This is a genomic window from Salegentibacter flavus (genome assembly GCF_900115145.1).
Lineage (GTDB): Bacteria > Bacteroidota > Bacteroidia > Flavobacteriales > Flavobacteriaceae > Salegentibacter > Salegentibacter flavus.
The window spans coordinates 26,379-43,999 of the sequence record NZ_FOVL01000010.1 but is presented as its reverse complement, the minus strand read 5'-3'; the positions used below and the strand labels follow the sequence as shown (position 1 = coordinate 43,999).

The window sequence follows — 17,621 nt, the reverse complement described above, 5'->3', positions numbered from 1 at the left end:
ATCATTTCTTACAGGTCCAGCCAATCCTTGAAAGCAGAAGCCTTACTACTGCTTATGATCTGATCACCTGCCAGGGATGGATTTAGAACGAGATGAAGCCGTCCTTTGAAATAGGGGCTCACCTCCTTCACAGATCTGATGTTTGCAATCAACTGCCGGTTTGTCCTAAAAAATGTTTTAGGATCAAGCATCTCTTCCAGCTGATCGAGGGTATAACTCACCACAAAACGATTGCCCTCAAAAGTAACCAATAATACCACTCCCTCTTCTGCCAAAAAATAAGCAACTTTTTCACTGGAAATAGTTTTTATTGACTGGCCTGATTTTACCATGAAACGGGATTTCTTCTCTGTCTGGGATCGTCCCTTAGCAGCATCATGTAAAAGATTCTGCAGGTTTTGAATCTCCAGGGGCAGGTTCGTTTGCTTAAGTTCTTCATACTTTCGTATGGCTTTTGCAAGTTCTTCTTTCCCAATAGGTTTTAGCAGATAATCTACGCTATTTACTTTAAAAGCTTCAATAGCATATTCATTGTAGGCAGTGGTAAAGATCACCGGACATTTAACCTCTGTTTGCCTGAAAATCTCAAAGCTGTTCCCATCTGAAAGATGTATATCACAAAACACCAGATCAGGGTGCTGATTCATGCTGAACCATTCCACAGCTTCTTCAATCGATTCTAACTTTTCCAGCACATCGGTTTTCGGCCGTAATTCAAGGATCATCGACTCCAGGGAATCGGCTGCAAAGGCTTCGTCTTCAATAATTACTATTTTCATAAGCTTCAACTTTTAGCAATGGAAGTTTGGCTATAAAATCTTTTTCTGATGTAATGAATTTTACTTCCTGATCAGTCAGGAATTTGTAACGTCTGGTAATATTTTTCAATCCGGTCCTGGTTGAATCCATTTTCTCCAAACGGGGCTGGAGGTTATTTTTCACGATCACTTCATCTTTTTCGGAAGAGATCTGAATGATCAAAGGTTTTCTTCGGGTAGAGCCATTATGCTTAATAGCGTTTTCGACCAACATCTGCAGAGAACCGGGAGGCAATAATAAGTGTGTATGATCTTCGGGAACATTTATTTCAAAACGAACATTGTCACCAAATCGCGTACTAAGCAGGTAAATGTAAGCCTCTGTTAATTCCATTTCTTTTTGGAGCGTCACCAACTGTTCATGGCTATGGTCAAGGAACGATCGGTATACTTTTGAAAGCCTGTGTACGAACTCCTGGGCCTGGCTTTGGTTTTTCCGGATCAGGGAACTCAAGACATTAAGACTGTTAAAGAGAAAATGAGGGTTCACCTGGTTTTTAAGACTTTGTATCTGGGCCTGATAATTCTCCTTTTGGAGATGGGTTGAACGCAATATTTTTTCCTGAAGTTTTCTTTTATTTCTTTCCCGTTCAACTAAAAAATAGAAAAACAGAGAAAGGATGATTGTTATAACAAAGGCGGTTCGTATGTTTTCCGGCAGAATGGCCTCGGGAGGAAATATATAACTAGTTGGAAGATATATTGTAATAAAAGTCAACAAAAGAGTCGCCAGAATGACAATAGATAACTCAATGATCGTTTTAATGACAGTATTGATTTCTTTTAAAACACTAGATTCCATATAGCTTGAAATCCCGTGATGCATCCAGAGAAGAAACAGAAGGAATATAAAAAATAAACCCATCTCGATTAGATTATAATAAGAGGGAACCATTATATAGCCCTGGTGCATAAAAACCATCACATAATACCACAACACAGTCACTAAAGCAGCAATGCCGATATCTTTAAGGATCAAATAAAATCCGAATCGTTTCCGTGAAGAGTCAATATTTTTAGCTGAAGCTTCTATTCTTTTTATTTTATCTAAAAGGTAAATGTAAAAAATTAAAAGGTTTTTTCGTTTTCTCATATCCATTATGGTTTGGATTTCTATCTCTTGTGCAAGATCTCTTAATTTTAAAAAACTCCTTTCCATTTCATATTGAGCATATCCCGGTTCATTGAGTTAAAATCCCGGTTCATAGAATTGCGGTTCCCCGAAGGCGTAATTCCTGTCATATTTGCTTCATAAATCAATTATTAACCAATTAAAATAAACGTGATGAAGTTGTATCGAAAATTAACAATCGCCTTTTTTATGTGTTTAATAACACAGATTAGTATCGCTCAGCAGGGTTTGCTCAGCGGGAGCCTTATGGACCAGGAAGAAGAATCCATACCTTTTGCGACTGTCGCAGTAATGAAATTACCCGATTCTACACTGGTAACGGGATCGACTACAGAAATGGATGGGACCTTTAATCTGAAACCCCCTAAAAATGGAACATATGTACTGAGATTCAGCGCCATAGGTTTTGAATCCACATTTAGTCCATTATTTGAAATAGCCAGTTCAGATTTCAGCAGGGATTTCGGGTTGGTTACCATGCGGGAAGAAATGGCCATGCTTAACGAGGTTATGATCCATAGCTGGAGGCCACGTGTAAAAGTCGAAAATGGCAAAATGGTGATGAAAGTGGAAGGAACTGCTGTTGCTGCCGGCAGAACGGCTTATGAAATGCTTTCCAGAGCACCCGGAGTTTCAGTTGGACAGGATGGGGACTTTATGATCAACGGAAACCAAGGAGTAACTGTTATGCTCGATGGGCGTATGACTTATCTTTCAGCCAAGGAACTCCAGACCTTGCTCGAGAGCATGCCTGCAGAAAGCATAGAAGAAATTGAAGTGATCCATAACCCTTCAGCCAAATATGATGCCGAAGGTACTGCTGGGATTTTGAACATAAACCTTAAGAAGAATATCGGCACCGGACTTACTGGTAGTATTTACGGGGGGTATAAAGTAAGTAATCAGAAATTATTCAATGGAGGTACTAATTTGAGCTATAACAAAGGAAACTGGAATTCTTTCTTCAATCTAGATCTGTCTGAACGGGGAGATTACAGGCCACAGAAGGTGATCAGAACATTTCCCGGTAACCAGGATTTTTCCATATACGAACAATCAGGACTTCAGGAAAGCGAACAATTTGTTCCATCTCTTCGAATTGGAACAGATTACGATTTTAATGACAATCACAGCATTGGAATAATGGCCAATCTTATTTACAAGGACAGACAAGATGACTGGAATACCTTCAGTACTTTGCGGCACCCTGTAAATGGTCCTTTCGTTAGCGTAGATGCCCTTAACAACAGGAATGACAGTTTTTCAAACGGGCAGTTCAATGTTCACTATACGGGAAAACTGGATACTACAGGAACCTCCATATCGGCCGATGTGGATTATGTGAGACTCAAAAACGAAGTTAATGCCAGTTTCACAAATACTTATACCTACCACACTGATGATTCTAAAGTACTGGAACTCCTCGACAATAACAGCCTATCAGACTACAGCATTTACGCTGCAAAAATAGATTTCATGACACCACTGTCAACCAGTTCTAATCTTGAACTGGGAGTAAAGGCCAGTAAGGTAATATCTGACAGTGAACTAAATTATTTCGTAACTGAAAATAACGATCGCCAGTTAGATCCCTCCATGAGCGACCGTTTCAGATATGAAGAGGAGATCTATGCGGCGTATGCAAGTTATAGCAACAGGTTCAATGACACCTGGAATTTCCAGGCCGGGCTTAGAGCTGAACAGACTTATGGAGAGGGAAGATCCTTTAAAATGAACGAAAGTAATGAGAGGGAATACCTGGAGTTCTTTCCCAATGCCATGCTTGAGCAGAAGGTAAGTAAAAATTACCAGTTGAATTATGCCTATAGCAGAAGGATATCAAGACCGAATTACAGCAATTTCAATCCTTTTATATTCTATCTGGATCCATATACTTATGTTGATGGAAATCCCGAGCTGCGGGCCCAGATAACCGATTCCTATAAGTTGACCCAGACTTTCTTCAAAAAGTTCAATCTTTTGCTGGCCTATGAAAGTACAAATGATTACTTTATTGAAGTACCTGCGTCTGATTCACAGACCGGTAAAACAGCTTTTACCACACGGAACCTGGACAATTTTACGAATTACAGTGCTACTTTAGTAGCTCCTGTGGAATTAGCTTCCTTCTGGAAGATGAATAACACCATGGTCTTAAATCAGCAGAAATATGATCTTACTATAGATGAACAATCCGTAGAAAATGATAACCTCTTTTATCTTGTTCAGTCGAATCACCAGATCAATCTTCCCCTGAACATAAAATTCGAACTGAACGGCACGTACAGAGGTCCTATGGCATACGGAGTATACAATATTGCCAGCCAATGGTGGCTCGATGCCGGTCTTAAAAAGTCATTTTTCAATGATAAACTGGAGGTAACTCTAAATGCAACCGATATCTTTAAAGGAATGGAAATGGATGTCAATGCTGATTTTCTTGACAATACAATTAAAATAGATCAGTACTTTGATGAACGTTCCGTAAGTCTCAATCTCAGATATACTTTCAGAAAATCGAATTCAAACAAAAAAGTTCGCCAAAACAGTTTAGAAGAACTTAACAGAGCAGGTGGAAAATAGCCGTTTTCGATACCCTGCATCACGGGAGATCCCGGGCATCTGCCCGGGATTCTCTTTTTTTTTGGAAGCCAGACAGCTGGAACCTTGCAGAAAGATTCTCCCGCCTGGTCTTCAGAACAGGAACTTATACTAAGCTTTTGAGCTGTATCTACTCGCTCGTTATTATGTTAATACTGATTTCCAGGAAAGGGCAAAAGCGATGTTGGAAATGGATTTCGCCGCATTTCCAGGCCACCATTACAGTGCAGCGTTTCTTGATAGGTTAAACAAGAAACCAAGGGATTGAGTTAATTTAAAATTTTAAGGGAAAAGGATAACTGGCAGTATAGCTTAATCCTGTTTCATCGCTTTTTTTCCCGATTCATTTGCCCCATATCCCGGTTCATCCAAATTGGATTGGGGTCAGGATACTACCATAGTATATTTGAGTAATTAATGATCATTAAAATTTATTCTATGAAAAATTCAAAATTTATAATCATCCTCGCACTCATGATTTCCAGTCTTCCGGGTTTTTCTCAAGAAAGGATTACTTCCGAAGAAAAAAAAGCAGTTATAGAAACAATTGAAAAATTCATGGACTCCACCTACGTATTTCCAGAAGTAGCCAAAGAGGCTATGGCGCTGCTAAAAGAAAACGAAAAGCAAGGTATCTATAGCTCCACGAAGCTTCCGGAAGAATTTGCCCGGACGCTTACTGAGGATCTCAGGTCAATCACCAACGATCTTCATATTAAGGTGAAATTTGATCCCGAAAGTATTGCTGAAGAGAAAAATAAAAAAATAAAAACAGATTTGGCCGCGGGTACTATAGAGAGCCTTAAACGAGAAAATTTTGGTTTTAATGAGGTAAAAATACTGGATGGAAATATTGGCTATCTTGACCTGCGGCTTTTTATTAGTCCTGAATACGCAGCAGAAACTGCCATTGCCGCCATGAATTTCCTGGCCAATACCGATGCTATCATTTTCGACCTTAGAAATAACCGTGGTGGAAGCCCTGAGATGATCCAGCTTATCCAGTCATACCTTTTTGAAGCAGAACCGGTGCATCTCAATAATTTTTACAATCGTCCAACCAATAAGCATATGCAAACCTGGACCTTGCCTCATGTTCCCGGAAAACGTAATCCAAATGCCGATGTATACGTATTAACCAGTAAACGAAGTTTTTCTGCAGCCGAAGAATTCGCATTTAATATCAAGAATTTGGAGCGTGGAAGGCTAATTGGCGAAACTACAGCTGGGGCAGCAAATCCCGGCAGCACTCAAAACATCAATGACAGCTTCATTATTTTTATACCCAGCGGCAGAGCCTACAGCCCCATAACGAACACCAATTGGGAAGGTACAGGAATTATTCCGCACATCCAGGTTCCTGAAGAAGAATCTCTAACCTTTACGCATCTCAAGGCTCTTGAAAACCTCTCCAGGAAAACCGTAGATGACAAAAAGAAAGCTATCTATCAATGGTATCTTAAAACTGTGAAAGCAAAAAAAGACCCCATTATACTGAATACTGAACAACTAAACTCTTATGCTGGCTCCTACGGAGGCAATAAAATTCTTTTTAAAAAAAGCAGGTTAATCTACGAAAGAGCAGGCATGCAGTTTGAGCTGATACCTTTAGGTGAACACGAGTTCACGATCAGAAATAAATCTGGGGTACGCCTGCAGTTTTCTGAAGACAGAAAGAATATGAATGAAATCCTTGTTTCGGGAAAAACTAGAACCTTGTCCAGGGATTAGTTTTTGGTTAGGCTTAGCTGAAATGCCTTTTCCATTAAATTCGAAAGGTCCCATCTTCATTATAGATCGCAAATAAGACTTTTCCTTCAGAATTTCTCAGGTTTTTTACCTCTACTGAAAGAGAAGAAGTTTCCTGACTAAATACCCCCGTCGAAAATAACAGGATACAGCTGGCAATTATGCCGAACATTAGTTTTCTATGTTTTTCCATTTTTTTATTTTAAAATATGCAAGAATTGCAAATCCGGTAGTAATAATAAACCTCAAAACCAGTGCCCGAATGGTTTCCAGTTCATATGCACCACCAGAATCTATATGAAAAAGCAAACCTATAAAGGCTGCAAAAATCATGAGTGCAGCCACTCCCAAAACTTTCCAGGTCCACTTTTTATACTTGAAAAAGCCAAAAAGTGCAACGAGATAAATCAAGGCAGCGATAAAGTTCACCCACACTACAAACAGCACATAGTCACCTTGAGCCTCTCTTAACTCAAACCAATCGAAGATTATACTACTGCTTAAGTATAGGGTAACCAGGGTAAAGACCAGAAAAAACCCAAGGGCGATATAATAAAATAACTTTTTCATAATGTTCTTAATTAATCCCGGGAACTATTCCTATTGTGTTTTACGATAACTCCATACAGCCAGGGCGTTCAGGACGACAGCAAAAAAGCTCATCACTCCAAACTGCCATAAAATATCTCCTAACCCCGATCCCTTAAGCATTACCATTCTAATCACTTCTACAAAATACCGTATAGGGTTAAGCAGGGTAAGCTTCTGAGCCCAGTCTGGCATGCTTTCAATAGGTGTAAATAATCCACTCATCAGGATAAATACCACCATAAAAAACCAGGCAATAAACATAGCTTGTTGCTGCGTATCGGTATAATTAGAGATGAAAAGTCCCATTCCCAGGATTACAAGAAGGTAAACTGCAGTAAACAAATAGATCAATCCAATATTCCCCACAAAAGGCACATCATTATTTGGTGTTTCCATTGTGGTATTAGGAAGCTGGAAGGGAAAAGAAATCACCTCAGATTGATAATGAGCCTGGGCATTCAGGTCTATTCTAGGCAGTTTATCTTTCTGAATCTCCGAAACTTCAGCTTCGGTTTTATTACCCAACAGCTCTCCTTGTCTGGCCAGAGGATAGTTTTTTTCTGCCAACTCATAACTTTCCTCCAGGCTAAGAACCTGTTGGGCTTCCATCGAAAAGGTCAACAAAAAAATAATAATTACACTTAAAAATCTCATTTCTAAAGTCTTATTGAATTGATAATAAATTCGGCAACTTCTGTTTTTCTTTGATCCATTAAAACACGGTATTCTTTATCGTTAGCATCCAGAAAACCTTTAAACAAAGGCGCCGCAATAAAAGGCAGGATATTCAACGACATAATATTGATAAACAGTTGTTCCCCACTAATAGGTTTAATTACACCCCGGTTTACATTGTCTTCAACCTGTAGCTTGAATTTTTCAATATTCGGAAAATCTTTATCAGCCCTCAGACGTTCAATAAAATCGGGGGTTTTATTCAGTTCCTGAATAATAAAATTAGGCAGGTAAGGGTGCTTTATCACAAAAGATATATAGCTATTGGTAAAACCCCTGATCTTGTCAAAAAGATCGGCATCCTCGTCAAGGACCTTCTTTAATTGCGGAGCCAACAACTTAAACGCGTTTTTAAATACGGCTTCAAAAAGCATCTGCTTGCTGCGGAAATAATAATGCAACATCGCTTTATTAATCCCGGCTTTATCAGCGATTTCCTGCATCCTGCTCCCTGCCATACCCTTCTGCTGAAAAACAGTTTTTGCAGCCTCCAATATCTCTGATTCAGTATTTTCGTGTTTAGCTTTCATTTTTCAACTATACAGTTTAACCATTTGGTTAACAAAGATAATTGAAAACTTAAAAAATAGACTATAGAAAATGTTAAAATTATTGATCAGGAAAATGAACCCTTAAAATCTTTTGAAAAATTGATTAAAACAAAACCGCCTCCATTCCTGGAGGCGGTTTCTAACCTAAAAAACCTAATTAATATGAGAAAAGATTAATTGGAAGTTAAAACTAACTCCTGTCATATTCTCCTCCTTGCAAAATTCAGGATCCCTCCTAAATTGCTCTTTCAACCGGCACCACAACAACCCTTATAGGATTATCGGTCTCCAGGTGTTTATTATATTCTTCTACCAGCTTAAAAAACTCGTCTATCTTTTTATTTTTAGTAAAAGAGAAATACAATAGTGATTCACTCCCTCCCTTTTCACTGGGAAACCAGCTTTGGGTTGCTATGAGGGAATCGTTACTTTTATAACCGTCTATCTCAGAAGTACTGAAGGCCTCAATACCTGCCTCTTTAAAAAGTTTCAGTACCCCTTTCTGATATTCGGCTACTGTAGTTACCATTAATAATTTCATCGTTTTATTTTTATATCAGTATTTAAAAACATTGCGGCTTATCTTCCTGTTAAATTTACGACATTTACCCTTCAATTTCCTTCTTTTCATCCTCCTCAATCTTAACTCTTCTGGCCGTTTGTTTTTCCTCAGGATAATTCTTTCTTACAAGCAGATAGTACACAACTGGAACTACCAGCAGCGTGAGGAATGTAGAACCAATGGTTCCTCCCATTAGAGAGATTGCCAGACCCTGAAAAATCGGGTCAAAAAGAATCACAAAGGCACCAATTACTACCGTTCCTGCAGTTAACAGAATTGGCGTAGTTCTCACTGCCCCTGCCTCGATGATGGCCTGCTTAAGAGGAATTCCATCTTCCAATCTGAGGTTAACAAAATCTATGAGCAAAACGGAGTTTCGCACCATAATTCCGGCGAGAGCGATCATCCCGATAAAGGAAGTTGCAGTAAAGAAAGCTCCCATGATCCAGTGACCCAGTACAATTCCCACCATAGAGAGCGGAATCGCCACCATCATCACAATCGGGGTTTTGAAGTCCTGGAACCAGCCAACTATCAGCATATAAATGATGATGATAACTCCAAGGAATGCAATTCCCAGGTCACGGAAAACTTCCAGGGTGATCTGCCACTCGCCATCCCATTTTACCGTATAATCATCTTCTTTTTGAGGTTGTTCTAAATACAATTCATTCATAGTATAACCGGCCGGCAATGGAATTTCTTTTAATTTTTCTTCCATACCAAGAATGGCGTAAACAGGACTTTCCAGGGTTCCTGCCATATCTCCAAGCACATAAACCACGCGTTTCTGGTTTTTGCGGTAAATACTTTTATCCAGGGTGCTCTCTTTAATATTTACAAGATCTCCAATAGACACCATATTTCCCTGCGCAGATACAATCTCCAGTTGCGCTATGGCCTCCGGACTCGCTTTTTCCTGTTCAGCAAGGGCAAGTTGTATTCCTACTCTTTCAGTGGCATCTTCATCGTACAAATGCGTTACCGCTTTATCACCTAAGGCCGATCTTAATGTATAAACAATCTGTTGCGGAGCTACTCCGTAGCGCATAGCCTTCTCCCGATCAATTTCGTAAACAAATTCGGTTTGATCGGCTTCTACCATCCAGTCTACATCCACAACATCGGTGGTGCTATTCAATATATTTTTAACCTCATCGGCTACTTCAATTTGCTCTTCATAATCGGGGCCATAGATTTCAGCAACAATAGTTGAAAGCACCGGTGGTCCCGGCGGAACCTCAACAATTTTCACGTTGGCACCATATTTTGAAGCTATCTTCTGAATATCCGGCCGCACTAATTTCGCGATATCGTGACTTTGGGCACTACGTTCACCTCTATCCGTAATATTCACTTGAATATCGGCGGTATTTGAAGCTCCACGCATATCATAATGACGCACCAGTCCGTTGAAGGTTATTGGAGCCGAAGTTCCCACATAAGATTGATAATTCACTACTTCCGGGCGATCGGCAAGATATTGACCTATTTCTTTGGTCACAACAGCCGTGCGCTCCAGGGTAGTTCCCTCAGGCATATCAATTACTACCTGAAATTCATTCTTGTTATCGAAGGGTAACATTTTCACTAATACAGTCTCCGTAAAGAACATCAATACAGATCCAATAAGCAATACAGAAGTAATCGCAAGAGCCGACCACCGCTTAACCGGACTATCTAAAAGCGGTTGCTCTAATCTTCGATAGAGTTTATAAATTCTTGAATCTTCCAATCTCTGTCCTTCTGATTGAGCTGAACCATTTTTATCTCCTTTTTCCCGTAGGAATAAATATCCCAGATATGGCGTAATAGTTAGCGCTACAAAAAGTGAAAGTATCATCGCGATAGAAGCACCGATCGGCATCGGACTCATATAAGGCCCCATCAGTCCGCTTACAAAAGCCATTGGCAATACTGAGGCGATAACCGTAAAGGTCGCCAGGATTGTCGGGTTACCTACCTCGTTAATCGCATAAAGTGCGGCCTGTTTAAATGGAAGCCTTCGCATCTTGAAGTGGCGGTGCATATTTTCAGCAATAATAATCGAGTCATCAACCACAATACCGGTTACAAAAACCAGGGCAAAAAGAGTGATCCTGTTCAGGGTATAATCCAGAAGGTAGTAACTCAGCAGAGTAAGCGCAAAAGTTACCGGCACCGAAAGGAAAACCACCAAACCACCACGCCAGCCCATTGCCAGCATAACTACGATAGTTACCGCGATTATAGCCCCTATTAGGTGCAATAATAATTCTGAAACTTTTTGCGAAGCAGTTTCTCCGTAATTACGGGTTACCTCCACGTGCACATCAGAAGGAATCATGGTGGTCTTTAAATGTTCCACCTTTTCCAAAACCAAATCGGCGATCTTCATCGCATCAGCACCTTTTCTTTTCGCTACAGAAATAGTTACCGCAGGATATTCCGATGGATAATCTGAAGCTATCGCCGTATTAGCCTGTCCAAACCCAAAATTAACGTATTCTGTAGGCAATTCAGGGCCATCCAGTACCTGAGCTACCTGCTTTAAATACACAGGCTGATTTTGATTGATGCCTACAATTAAATTCTCAACATCATCGGTGGTTTGAAGAAAACTTCCCGTATTTACAAGGAATTCAGTATCATTTCGGGTAAAACTCCCGGAACTCATCTGGGTATTATTGGCTTTTATTTTTTCGCTAACCCCTAAAAGATCAACTCCTGCCGAAGCCATTTTATTTTTATCCATTACCACGCGAATCTCCCGGTTCCTGCCTCCCATTCTATGGGTAGCAGCAACATCGGTCACTTTGCTTATCTCGTGATTTACTTCATTGGCAATTTGTCGCAGCTGGTAATCGTCGTAGTTTTCACTCCACAATGTTAAACCCAGCATAGGCACATCGTCTATAGACCTTGTTTTCACCAAAGGGGGGGTAACCCCTTCGGGAATCTGGTCCATATGTTTCATGATCTCATTATAGAGTTTTACGTAAGAGCGCTCTATATCTTCTCCTACATAAAATTGCACGATCACCATCCCTTGTTCCTGCATAGAAGTTGAATACACATACTCTACTCCTTTTATGTTGGAAACTATTTTCTCTATGGGTTTTATAACCCGAGATTCCATCTCGGTAGGGCTTGCCCCGGGATAGCCTACAAAGATATCGGCCATAGGCACGTCAATCTGGGGTTCTTCTTCTCTAGGTATCAAAAATGAGCTGTAAACGCCAATCACCATAAAAACAACCATCAGTAGTATGGTGAGTTTGGAGTCTATAAACCCCCTGGCTATTTTTCCTGCTAAACCTTCTTTCATTTTTATATTTTTTCAGTTCTCCCTTAGAGAACATTCTTTATAGTATCAGATTAATTACTTCAGGTTGAATTACATTTTCACCTTTGCACCGTTGTACAACTTTCCTTCAGCAGAAATAATATAGGGCTCGTCTGCTGAAAGCCCTGAAAGCACTTCCACCTGGTCACCGTAGGTACGACCTAATCGCAACCAGCGAAGCATCGCCGTGTTCTGTTGGCTTACGGTATAAACTCCGTGAAGGTCCCCCTGAGTGATAATGGCGTCCGTAGACACAGTAACCGGCCCCTGAGTGTTTTCATCTGCTTCAACAGGAAATTGAACCGTAGCATACATTCCTGATCTTACCGGAAGATCAGTTTTTTCTAAAGCGATCTTTACCGGGAATTGACCACCGGTGTTACTGGAAGAGCTGCTTACTTCAATAACTTTTCCTTTTAAAGGCTGGTCAAGAGACTTGATCAGCACTTCAACTTCTTCCCCTGAGTTTATTGCTCCAATGGAAGATTCCGGTACACTTGCACGAATCTCAAAATCTCCGGGAGCTTCAATAGCGATCAAAGGCATTCCGGGATTGGCCATATCTCCATTTTCAACGAATTTATTGGTAACCACCCCGCTAAAAGGCGCTCTTATATTTGCATAGGCAAACTGGGCATCGATCTCGTTCTTCATCGCTTTAGCCGATTCCAATCTTGCCTTAGCCATTTCATAATTAGCTGTGATATCGTCTACTTCTTTCTGGGAAGCACTGTTCTCGGCAAATAAAGCCTGATATCGTTCATAGTCTTTTTTAGCATTTTGGAAAGCTACAGTAGCCTCATTTATACCGGCATTTACCTGGGCTCTTTTCGCCTGAAGATCAGCATTGTTAATCGACACCAAAACCTGACCTTTATTAACCTTATCTCCGGTATTTACGTTTACTTTATTGATGTATCCCATCATTCGGGTACTTAGCGTAGCATTGTTCTCTGCTTCCACAGTACCGCTTACACTAAGTTTTCCTCCTGAAGCCGAAACAGGGGTACTTGTAGTTACCTGGATTGCAGCAACTTCTTTTACAGCTTCTTTCTCATTATCGCCGCAGCTAATAAATAATGTTGTTGCCAGAACTAAAGTGAGTAAAATTCTTGTTTTCATTTTTATAGTGATTTCTTCTCTCGATGAGAGATTATATTTAATTAGTGATTATTCTGCTTTTGTTAAAAATTCCAGGTAGGATTTTGCGAAATTATATTCGAAGATCGTCTGGTAATATTCCAGTTGTTTTTGCTGAAATTGGGTTTCGGTTTGCAGGAGATCTGTGGTTTTTTCAAGTCCCTGTTCAAACCTGTTAGTTCTTATGCGGAAAGCTTCCTCCGATTGGTCTACAGCAAGTTCACTGCGTTTCATTTTATCATAAAGATCTTCCACATTGCGTTTGGCCCGGTTGATCTCCATTTGGCTCTTCGCCTTATATTGATCGAGCTCCAGTTTAGACTGTTCAAATTCTGCTTTGCTTTTTTGGGCTTTTCCGAAGCGTTTGCTTCCCTGGAACAGGTCCCAGCTTAGTTCAGCACCTACCATATATCCGTTAGCTGCACCCTGGAATATATCCTCGTCATAAAGCTCATAGCTTCCGAAGGCATTAAGCCTGGGTAAAAATGCCATCTTATCGGCCTTATTCATTTTTTCATAGGCATCTGTCGCGAATTCCATAGCCTGGATATCGGCACGATTATTAGAAAGTTGAAGGCTCTCTGCGGAATAAAGACTTTCAGCCTGCAGCTGGTCTGATGGCATCCAGGTTTTTCCGCTTTCTTCATTCATCAAAAATGAGAGATAATCTGATGCATTTTGCACGTTACTTCTTGCCATTTGCAATTGGTTGTTTACTTCGCTCACGCGAACATCAACAGCAAGTACATCGGCACGTTGTAAGTAGCCTTGCTTAAAACTGTTATCTGCCAGTTTTTTATTCTCCAAAGCTGCCTCCTGAGCTTTCTCCAAAACCGCAACTGCTCTATGAGCTAGCTGAAGCTCCATATAAGCCTTTTCTACTTCCAGCAGCACATAATCCCGGGTACGATCTCCCTGGAGTTCGGTGGCCTGCATCTTGGATTTAGCAGCCTGGCGTTGCAAGAAGCCGTCAACATTAACAAGAGGTTGTTGTACCTCGATTTTTGTGGCAAAGTTGTTAACCCGATCCGGGTCATTAAGCAACATCGGGTTAAAATCGTTTTGGGTAAGTATTTCCTGATTGAGCTTTGAGCCAAAAGCCATCAACGGATTGGTTGTAGTAAAACCGGTATGCGACGCCTTAATATTTGGCAAGAACACCGCATTGGTTTGGCGGTAGTCTGCTCTGGACTGGAAAAACTCCTGTTCAGATATTTTTAAGCTTCGGTTGTTCTCCAGTACCCGGGCCAAAACCTCCTCCTTAGAGAGAGCTGTGGTTTCCTGAGCAAAGAGATAACTTCCAGATAGTATTGTTAATATAAAAAGATATATATATTGTTTCATGGGTTACTTAATTTGTTGGCAAAAATAAGCCGCAGGATAGGCTAAGCCTGTAACCCTTGTTACCTAAGCAAACAAGCAATATTTTGAAAAATTTTACTATAAGCGTCTAAAGGAGAAATCAACCACATGAATTAAAACCCTTTGAAATCAAGCCTTTCAAAGGGTTTTAAAGTGAAAATTATAAGTGTTCTATTGATTTTTCTGAAGAAATAGAAAAACCTTACAGCACCCGCAAGTAACATTTGTTACAGGAACATTTATGCAGATTGGCGCTTATATCCAGAATTCGTCGTGCCAAAGTCCACAGGAAATTTCCTGATCATGATGCTCCAGAAGTTTTTGAAAATCTTCTTCGGAAGCTTTTTGCTGAATTTCATTAAATAAAACGCGCTCCTCAAACCTGATATGGGCTTCCAGATCCCTTCTTATCATTTTAAGGTTTTCGGCTAGATCTTCTTTAGCCTGAAATAAATATTTTAGATGCTCGTGTTCTTCCAAGGCCTGTTTTACCAGCTTATGATCTTCACCCAACACCGGAAAAACATATTTTTCCTCAATTTCAAAATGAAGTTTCAGGTGATTTTCCCAAAACCACTCCAAATAAGTTTTCATCCGCTCCGGGGCAATATCCTTTTCAAAACCCTTACCTATCTTCCAGCACAGCAAAAGTCCCTGATGGTGTTCCCGGCTTAGAGGTTGGATCGCTTTATGTCTTTTAATAGGTTTGTTTTTAGGTGCTTCAGCCATTTTTAGAAATTTTGTTGCACCTCTAAGATAAGGATTATCATTTTGACTAGCGTACTTTGTTCGTCGTTTGGAACCTGGAAAATATTTAGATCAGCAGCAAACCACCAACATAAACCAGAATTCCCACCAGCATAAGTATTAAGGTATAAGGTAAAATATCTCTGGCTTTCAGGTTAGTGATGGCCAGCAGTGGTAAAGCCCAGAACGGCTGGAGCATATTGGTTATCTGGTCGCCATAGGCTAGGGCCATCACCGCTTTATTGAGTGGCACTCCCAGCTTTAAGGCACTCTCCAGAACCACCGGGCCCTGAACAGCCCACTGCCCGCCACCGCTGGGCACGAAGATATTCACCAGGCCAGCACTAAAAAAGCTGTACACCGGCAGACTAACATCTGTTGCGAAACTTACAAAAAAGTTAGCGATATCTGCAACCAATCCGGTTTCCCGCATAATCCCCATAATCCCAAAGTACAAAGGAAATTGTATCAGAATAGCCGCCGCCCCACCTATGGCTTTTTCCAAAGCTTTTAGAAAAGAAGCAAAAGAATCGTGCATCAGAATACATAGACAAAGCATCAAAAAGTTCAGCATATTAGGCGTTAGATTTCCGGCAAGAAGTTGTTCAGAATAACTAGCGAAGAATGCGCTTAACAACAATAAACCAAAAATAAATTTAAGCCATTTGGAATGATCCAGTTTTTCTGCACCCGTTACTGCAAGCTTAAAACTTACTTTCTCCTGTGATTCTAATTTTACTGGGACAGTCCCTGAAGCTCTGGAAACCAAATACAGCACCAGCGGAATAAGCACAAGCAGAACCCCGAAAATAATCAGGTTCCAGCTTGCAAAAATAGTAGTATCGGCAGGGATACTATCAGGTAATTGTGCGAGTAGCGCCGGATCACCGCCCGGGAACAGGCTTGCCAGATGCCCGCTTTCGGCAGCTTTTAAAGGCGCGCTTCCGCTAATGCCCCCGTGCCACACCATCAGGCCTACGTAACCCGCAGCACCTACTAGTGGATAGTTGATCTTAAATCCTCGTTCCTGTGAAGCTTCAGCAACTTTCCTGGCCATAATCGCACCGAAGATCAGCCCCAGGCCCCAGTTAAAAAAAGCCACCAGCATGGTGGAAACCGAAACAATAATCACGGCGCTGGCGTTATTGGTGACTATTTTGGTAAGTTGACTCGTTAACCAGGCAACAGGTTTGCTGAGCACCAAAACGTGACCCAGCACAAGAATAAGCATCATCTGCACCATAAAGACCAGCAGAGCCGGGTCCCACATTCCGGATTGCCAAAATTCCAGGATCTGCACAGCCGAATCTCCACTGCGGTCTCCTGTAAACACAAAAGCGATAGCTAAAGTGAGCAGGCTAAGTAAGACTGCCAGGGTAAATGGTGCCGGAATGAGTTTTTTAAATGTTTTTTCTACAAAATGGGAGGCAGACATTAAGATTGCTTGTTTACCTGCTAAGATAATTATTTTGGAGGTTTAAGTTTAATCGATATTATTTCCGCAGAAAATCAAAAGCACCTTCTCTCAGGTTTATGCCGTACTCGAGATAAGCCTTTAGGCAAACGAGAAAATTTGACCAGCCCTCGGTATTATTTTGTAGCCACTGTATGCCCATTTCATCGTTCTGCCGGCTTTTTTCAGTGATATGCACGACCGTTGAATTATTCCCGGCGGGACGCAGTTCGATTTCGGTGAGCAGTTCTTCTTCATCAATATCCCAATAAAAGGAGATATACTTATCCTTTTCGATCTTATCTATTCTTACCGGGGCTTCCTCTTCAAACTCCGGAAACTTCCACACCAGTACCTTTCCTTCTTCCATTGGCCCCGTACTCTCCGAAATAAAATAATTCTTCATTTTCTCCGGATTTACGATGGCTTCAAAAACCTCGGCGGCAGATTTCTGTATCTGCAAGGCAACTTTTACCTGAAGTAGTTTTTGCATTGTTTACGGCTTCTTTAATGAACCTTCAAATTAGTGAATTTTTATTCAGCTAAGTCTTTTCTTTCAGTTTAAACTGAAAGCGAAAGTAGCACAGGCTAAAAATCGGTATACTCCGTGGCGTCTATAAGTTCAAATTGCGGATTGTGCTTCAGAAAAACATCGAAATAAGAAGAATACGCATCTGAAGTATTGGTTAAATGGGAAGTGGTATAGTTTAAAACTTTGATCTTTTCTTCATTTTGTGCGGCTGCAAGAAAATTTCCGAGAAGAACGAATAATAGAAAAAAGCGTTTGAGACTGGTCATAATACGAAATAAAAAATCCCGCCGAAGGTAGGGCTTTGGGCGGGTCCTTTGATTAAC

At 40.7% G+C, this 17,621-nt stretch carries 16 protein-coding genes; 2 read left to right on the top strand and 14 right to left on the bottom strand.

Going from position 1 to position 17,621, the window contains the following annotated elements; genetic code table 11:
* Window positions 1-8 precede the first annotated feature (8 nt).
* Window positions 9-779 carry a LytR/AlgR family response regulator transcription factor gene (locus tag BM266_RS09165; protein ID WP_093408662.1) on the bottom strand — a complete coding sequence of 257 codons (771 nt, stop codon included), beginning with the start codon at window positions 777-779 and terminating at the stop codon, window positions 9-11.
* On the bottom strand, window positions 760-1,911 hold the full coding sequence (locus tag BM266_RS09160) for a sensor histidine kinase (RefSeq protein ID WP_175494787.1): 1,152 nt from the start codon (window positions 1,909-1,911) through the stop codon (window positions 760-762). The genes BM266_RS09165 and BM266_RS09160 overlap by 20 nt, the downstream gene beginning before the upstream one ends.
* 228 nt (window positions 1,912-2,139) lie before the next feature.
* On the opposite strand from BM266_RS09160, the gene BM266_RS09155 reads away from it, so the two are divergent.
* Both BM266_RS09155 and BM266_RS09150 read left to right on the top strand, forming a co-directional pair.
* Entirely contained in the window at window positions 2,140-4,533 is a 2,394-nt protein-coding gene (locus BM266_RS09155; protein WP_175494786.1) for a TonB-dependent receptor, read from the top strand.
* Between the two features lie 456 nt (window positions 4,534-4,989).
* Window positions 4,990-6,282 (top strand): S41 family peptidase, encoded by a 1,293-nt coding sequence (locus BM266_RS09150; protein WP_175494785.1) that lies wholly within the window; start codon window positions 4,990-4,992, stop codon window positions 6,280-6,282.
* A 34-nt stretch (window positions 6,283-6,316) separates the two neighbouring features.
* On the opposite strand, the gene BM266_RS16940 is transcribed toward BM266_RS09150, so the two are convergent.
* From BM266_RS16940 to BM266_RS09095, 12 genes are all read right to left on the bottom strand, one after another.
* Window positions 6,317-6,493 carry a DUF2141 domain-containing protein gene (locus BM266_RS16940; RefSeq protein ID WP_139220616.1) on the bottom strand — a complete coding sequence of 59 codons (177 nt, stop codon included), beginning with the start codon at window positions 6,491-6,493 and terminating at the stop codon, window positions 6,317-6,319.
* Window positions 6,472-6,870 carry a hypothetical protein gene (locus tag BM266_RS09145; protein WP_093408653.1) on the bottom strand — a complete coding sequence of 133 codons (399 nt, stop codon included), beginning with the start codon at window positions 6,868-6,870 and terminating at the stop codon, window positions 6,472-6,474. Before BM266_RS09145 ends, BM266_RS16940 begins: the two co-directional genes overlap by 22 nt.
* A 30-nt stretch (window positions 6,871-6,900) precedes the next feature.
* A complete protein-coding gene (locus BM266_RS17485) occupies window positions 6,901-7,545 on the bottom strand; it encodes an ABC transporter permease (RefSeq protein ID WP_093408651.1) in 645 nt (214 codons plus the stop codon).
* Window positions 7,546-7,547: 2 nt separating this feature from the next.
* Entirely contained in the window at window positions 7,548-8,156 is a 609-nt protein-coding gene (locus BM266_RS09135) for a TetR/AcrR family transcriptional regulator (RefSeq protein ID WP_093408648.1), read from the bottom strand.
* Between the two features lie 256 nt (window positions 8,157-8,412).
* Window positions 8,413-8,718 (bottom strand): hypothetical protein, encoded by a 306-nt coding sequence (locus BM266_RS09130; RefSeq protein ID WP_093408646.1) that lies wholly within the window; start codon window positions 8,716-8,718, stop codon window positions 8,413-8,415.
* Between the two features lie 64 nt (window positions 8,719-8,782).
* Complete coding sequence (locus BM266_RS09125; RefSeq protein WP_093408643.1) at window positions 8,783-12,046, bottom strand: efflux RND transporter permease subunit; 3,264 nt, start codon at window positions 12,044-12,046, stop codon at window positions 8,783-8,785.
* Window positions 12,047-12,115: 69 nt separating this feature from the next.
* Window positions 12,116-13,186 (bottom strand): efflux RND transporter periplasmic adaptor subunit, encoded by a 1,071-nt coding sequence (locus BM266_RS09120; RefSeq protein ID WP_093408641.1) that lies wholly within the window; start codon window positions 13,184-13,186, stop codon window positions 12,116-12,118.
* A 48-nt stretch (window positions 13,187-13,234) separates the two neighbouring features.
* Window positions 13,235-14,548, bottom strand: coding sequence for a TolC family protein (locus tag BM266_RS09115; RefSeq protein ID WP_093408638.1), 1,314 nt, complete (start codon window positions 14,546-14,548; stop codon window positions 13,235-13,237).
* 273 nt (window positions 14,549-14,821) lie between these two features.
* Window positions 14,822-15,295 (bottom strand): hemerythrin domain-containing protein, encoded by a 474-nt coding sequence (locus BM266_RS09110; RefSeq protein WP_093408636.1) that lies wholly within the window; start codon window positions 15,293-15,295, stop codon window positions 14,822-14,824.
* 85 nt (window positions 15,296-15,380) lie between these two features.
* Entirely contained in the window at window positions 15,381-16,748 is a 1,368-nt protein-coding gene (locus BM266_RS09105; RefSeq protein ID WP_093408633.1) for a short-chain fatty acid transporter, read from the bottom strand.
* 58 nt (window positions 16,749-16,806) lie between these two features.
* On the bottom strand, window positions 16,807-17,259 hold the full coding sequence (locus BM266_RS09100) for an SRPBCC domain-containing protein (RefSeq protein WP_093408631.1): 453 nt from the start codon (window positions 17,257-17,259) through the stop codon (window positions 16,807-16,809).
* A 95-nt stretch (window positions 17,260-17,354) separates the two neighbouring features.
* A complete protein-coding gene (locus BM266_RS09095) occupies window positions 17,355-17,564 on the bottom strand; it encodes a hypothetical protein (protein WP_093408628.1) in 210 nt (69 codons plus the stop codon).
* Between the last annotated feature and the right edge of the window lie 57 nt (window positions 17,565-17,621).

Coding starts and splice junctions, on each gene's coding strand:
- BM266_RS09165 (WP_093408662.1), bottom strand. CDS start 779: ATGAAAATAGTAATTATTGAAGACGAAGCCTTTGCAGCCGATTCCCTG.
- BM266_RS09160 (WP_175494787.1), bottom strand. CDS start 1,911: ATGAGAAAACGAAAAAACCTTTTAATTTTTTACATTTACCTTTTAGAT.
- BM266_RS09155 (WP_175494786.1), top strand. CDS start 2,140: ATGTGTTTAATAACACAGATTAGTATCGCTCAGCAGGGTTTGCTCAGC.
- BM266_RS09150 (WP_175494785.1), top strand. CDS start 4,990: ATGAAAAATTCAAAATTTATAATCATCCTCGCACTCATGATTTCCAGT.
- BM266_RS16940 (WP_139220616.1), bottom strand. CDS start 6,493: ATGGAAAAACATAGAAAACTAATGTTCGGCATAATTGCCAGCTGTATC.
- BM266_RS09145 (WP_093408653.1), bottom strand. CDS start 6,870: ATGAAAAAGTTATTTTATTATATCGCCCTTGGGTTTTTTCTGGTCTTT.
- BM266_RS17485 (WP_093408651.1), bottom strand. CDS start 7,545: ATGAGATTTTTAAGTGTAATTATTATTTTTTTGTTGACCTTTTCGATG.
- BM266_RS09135 (WP_093408648.1), bottom strand. CDS start 8,156: ATGAAAGCTAAACACGAAAATACTGAATCAGAGATATTGGAGGCTGCA.
- BM266_RS09130 (WP_093408646.1), bottom strand. CDS start 8,718: ATGAAATTATTAATGGTAACTACAGTAGCCGAATATCAGAAAGGGGTA.
- BM266_RS09125 (WP_093408643.1), bottom strand. CDS start 12,046: ATGAAAGAAGGTTTAGCAGGAAAAATAGCCAGGGGGTTTATAGACTCC.
- BM266_RS09120 (WP_093408641.1), bottom strand. CDS start 13,186: ATGAAAACAAGAATTTTACTCACTTTAGTTCTGGCAACAACATTATTT.
- BM266_RS09115 (WP_093408638.1), bottom strand. CDS start 14,548: ATGAAACAATATATATATCTTTTTATATTAACAATACTATCTGGAAGT.
- BM266_RS09110 (WP_093408636.1), bottom strand. CDS start 15,295: ATGGCTGAAGCACCTAAAAACAAACCTATTAAAAGACATAAAGCGATC.
- BM266_RS09105 (WP_093408633.1), bottom strand. CDS start 16,748: ATGTCTGCCTCCCATTTTGTAGAAAAAACATTTAAAAAACTCATTCCG.
- BM266_RS09100 (WP_093408631.1), bottom strand. CDS start 17,259: ATGCAAAAACTACTTCAGGTAAAAGTTGCCTTGCAGATACAGAAATCT.
- BM266_RS09095 (WP_093408628.1), bottom strand. CDS start 17,564: ATGACCAGTCTCAAACGCTTTTTTCTATTATTCGTTCTTCTCGGAAAT.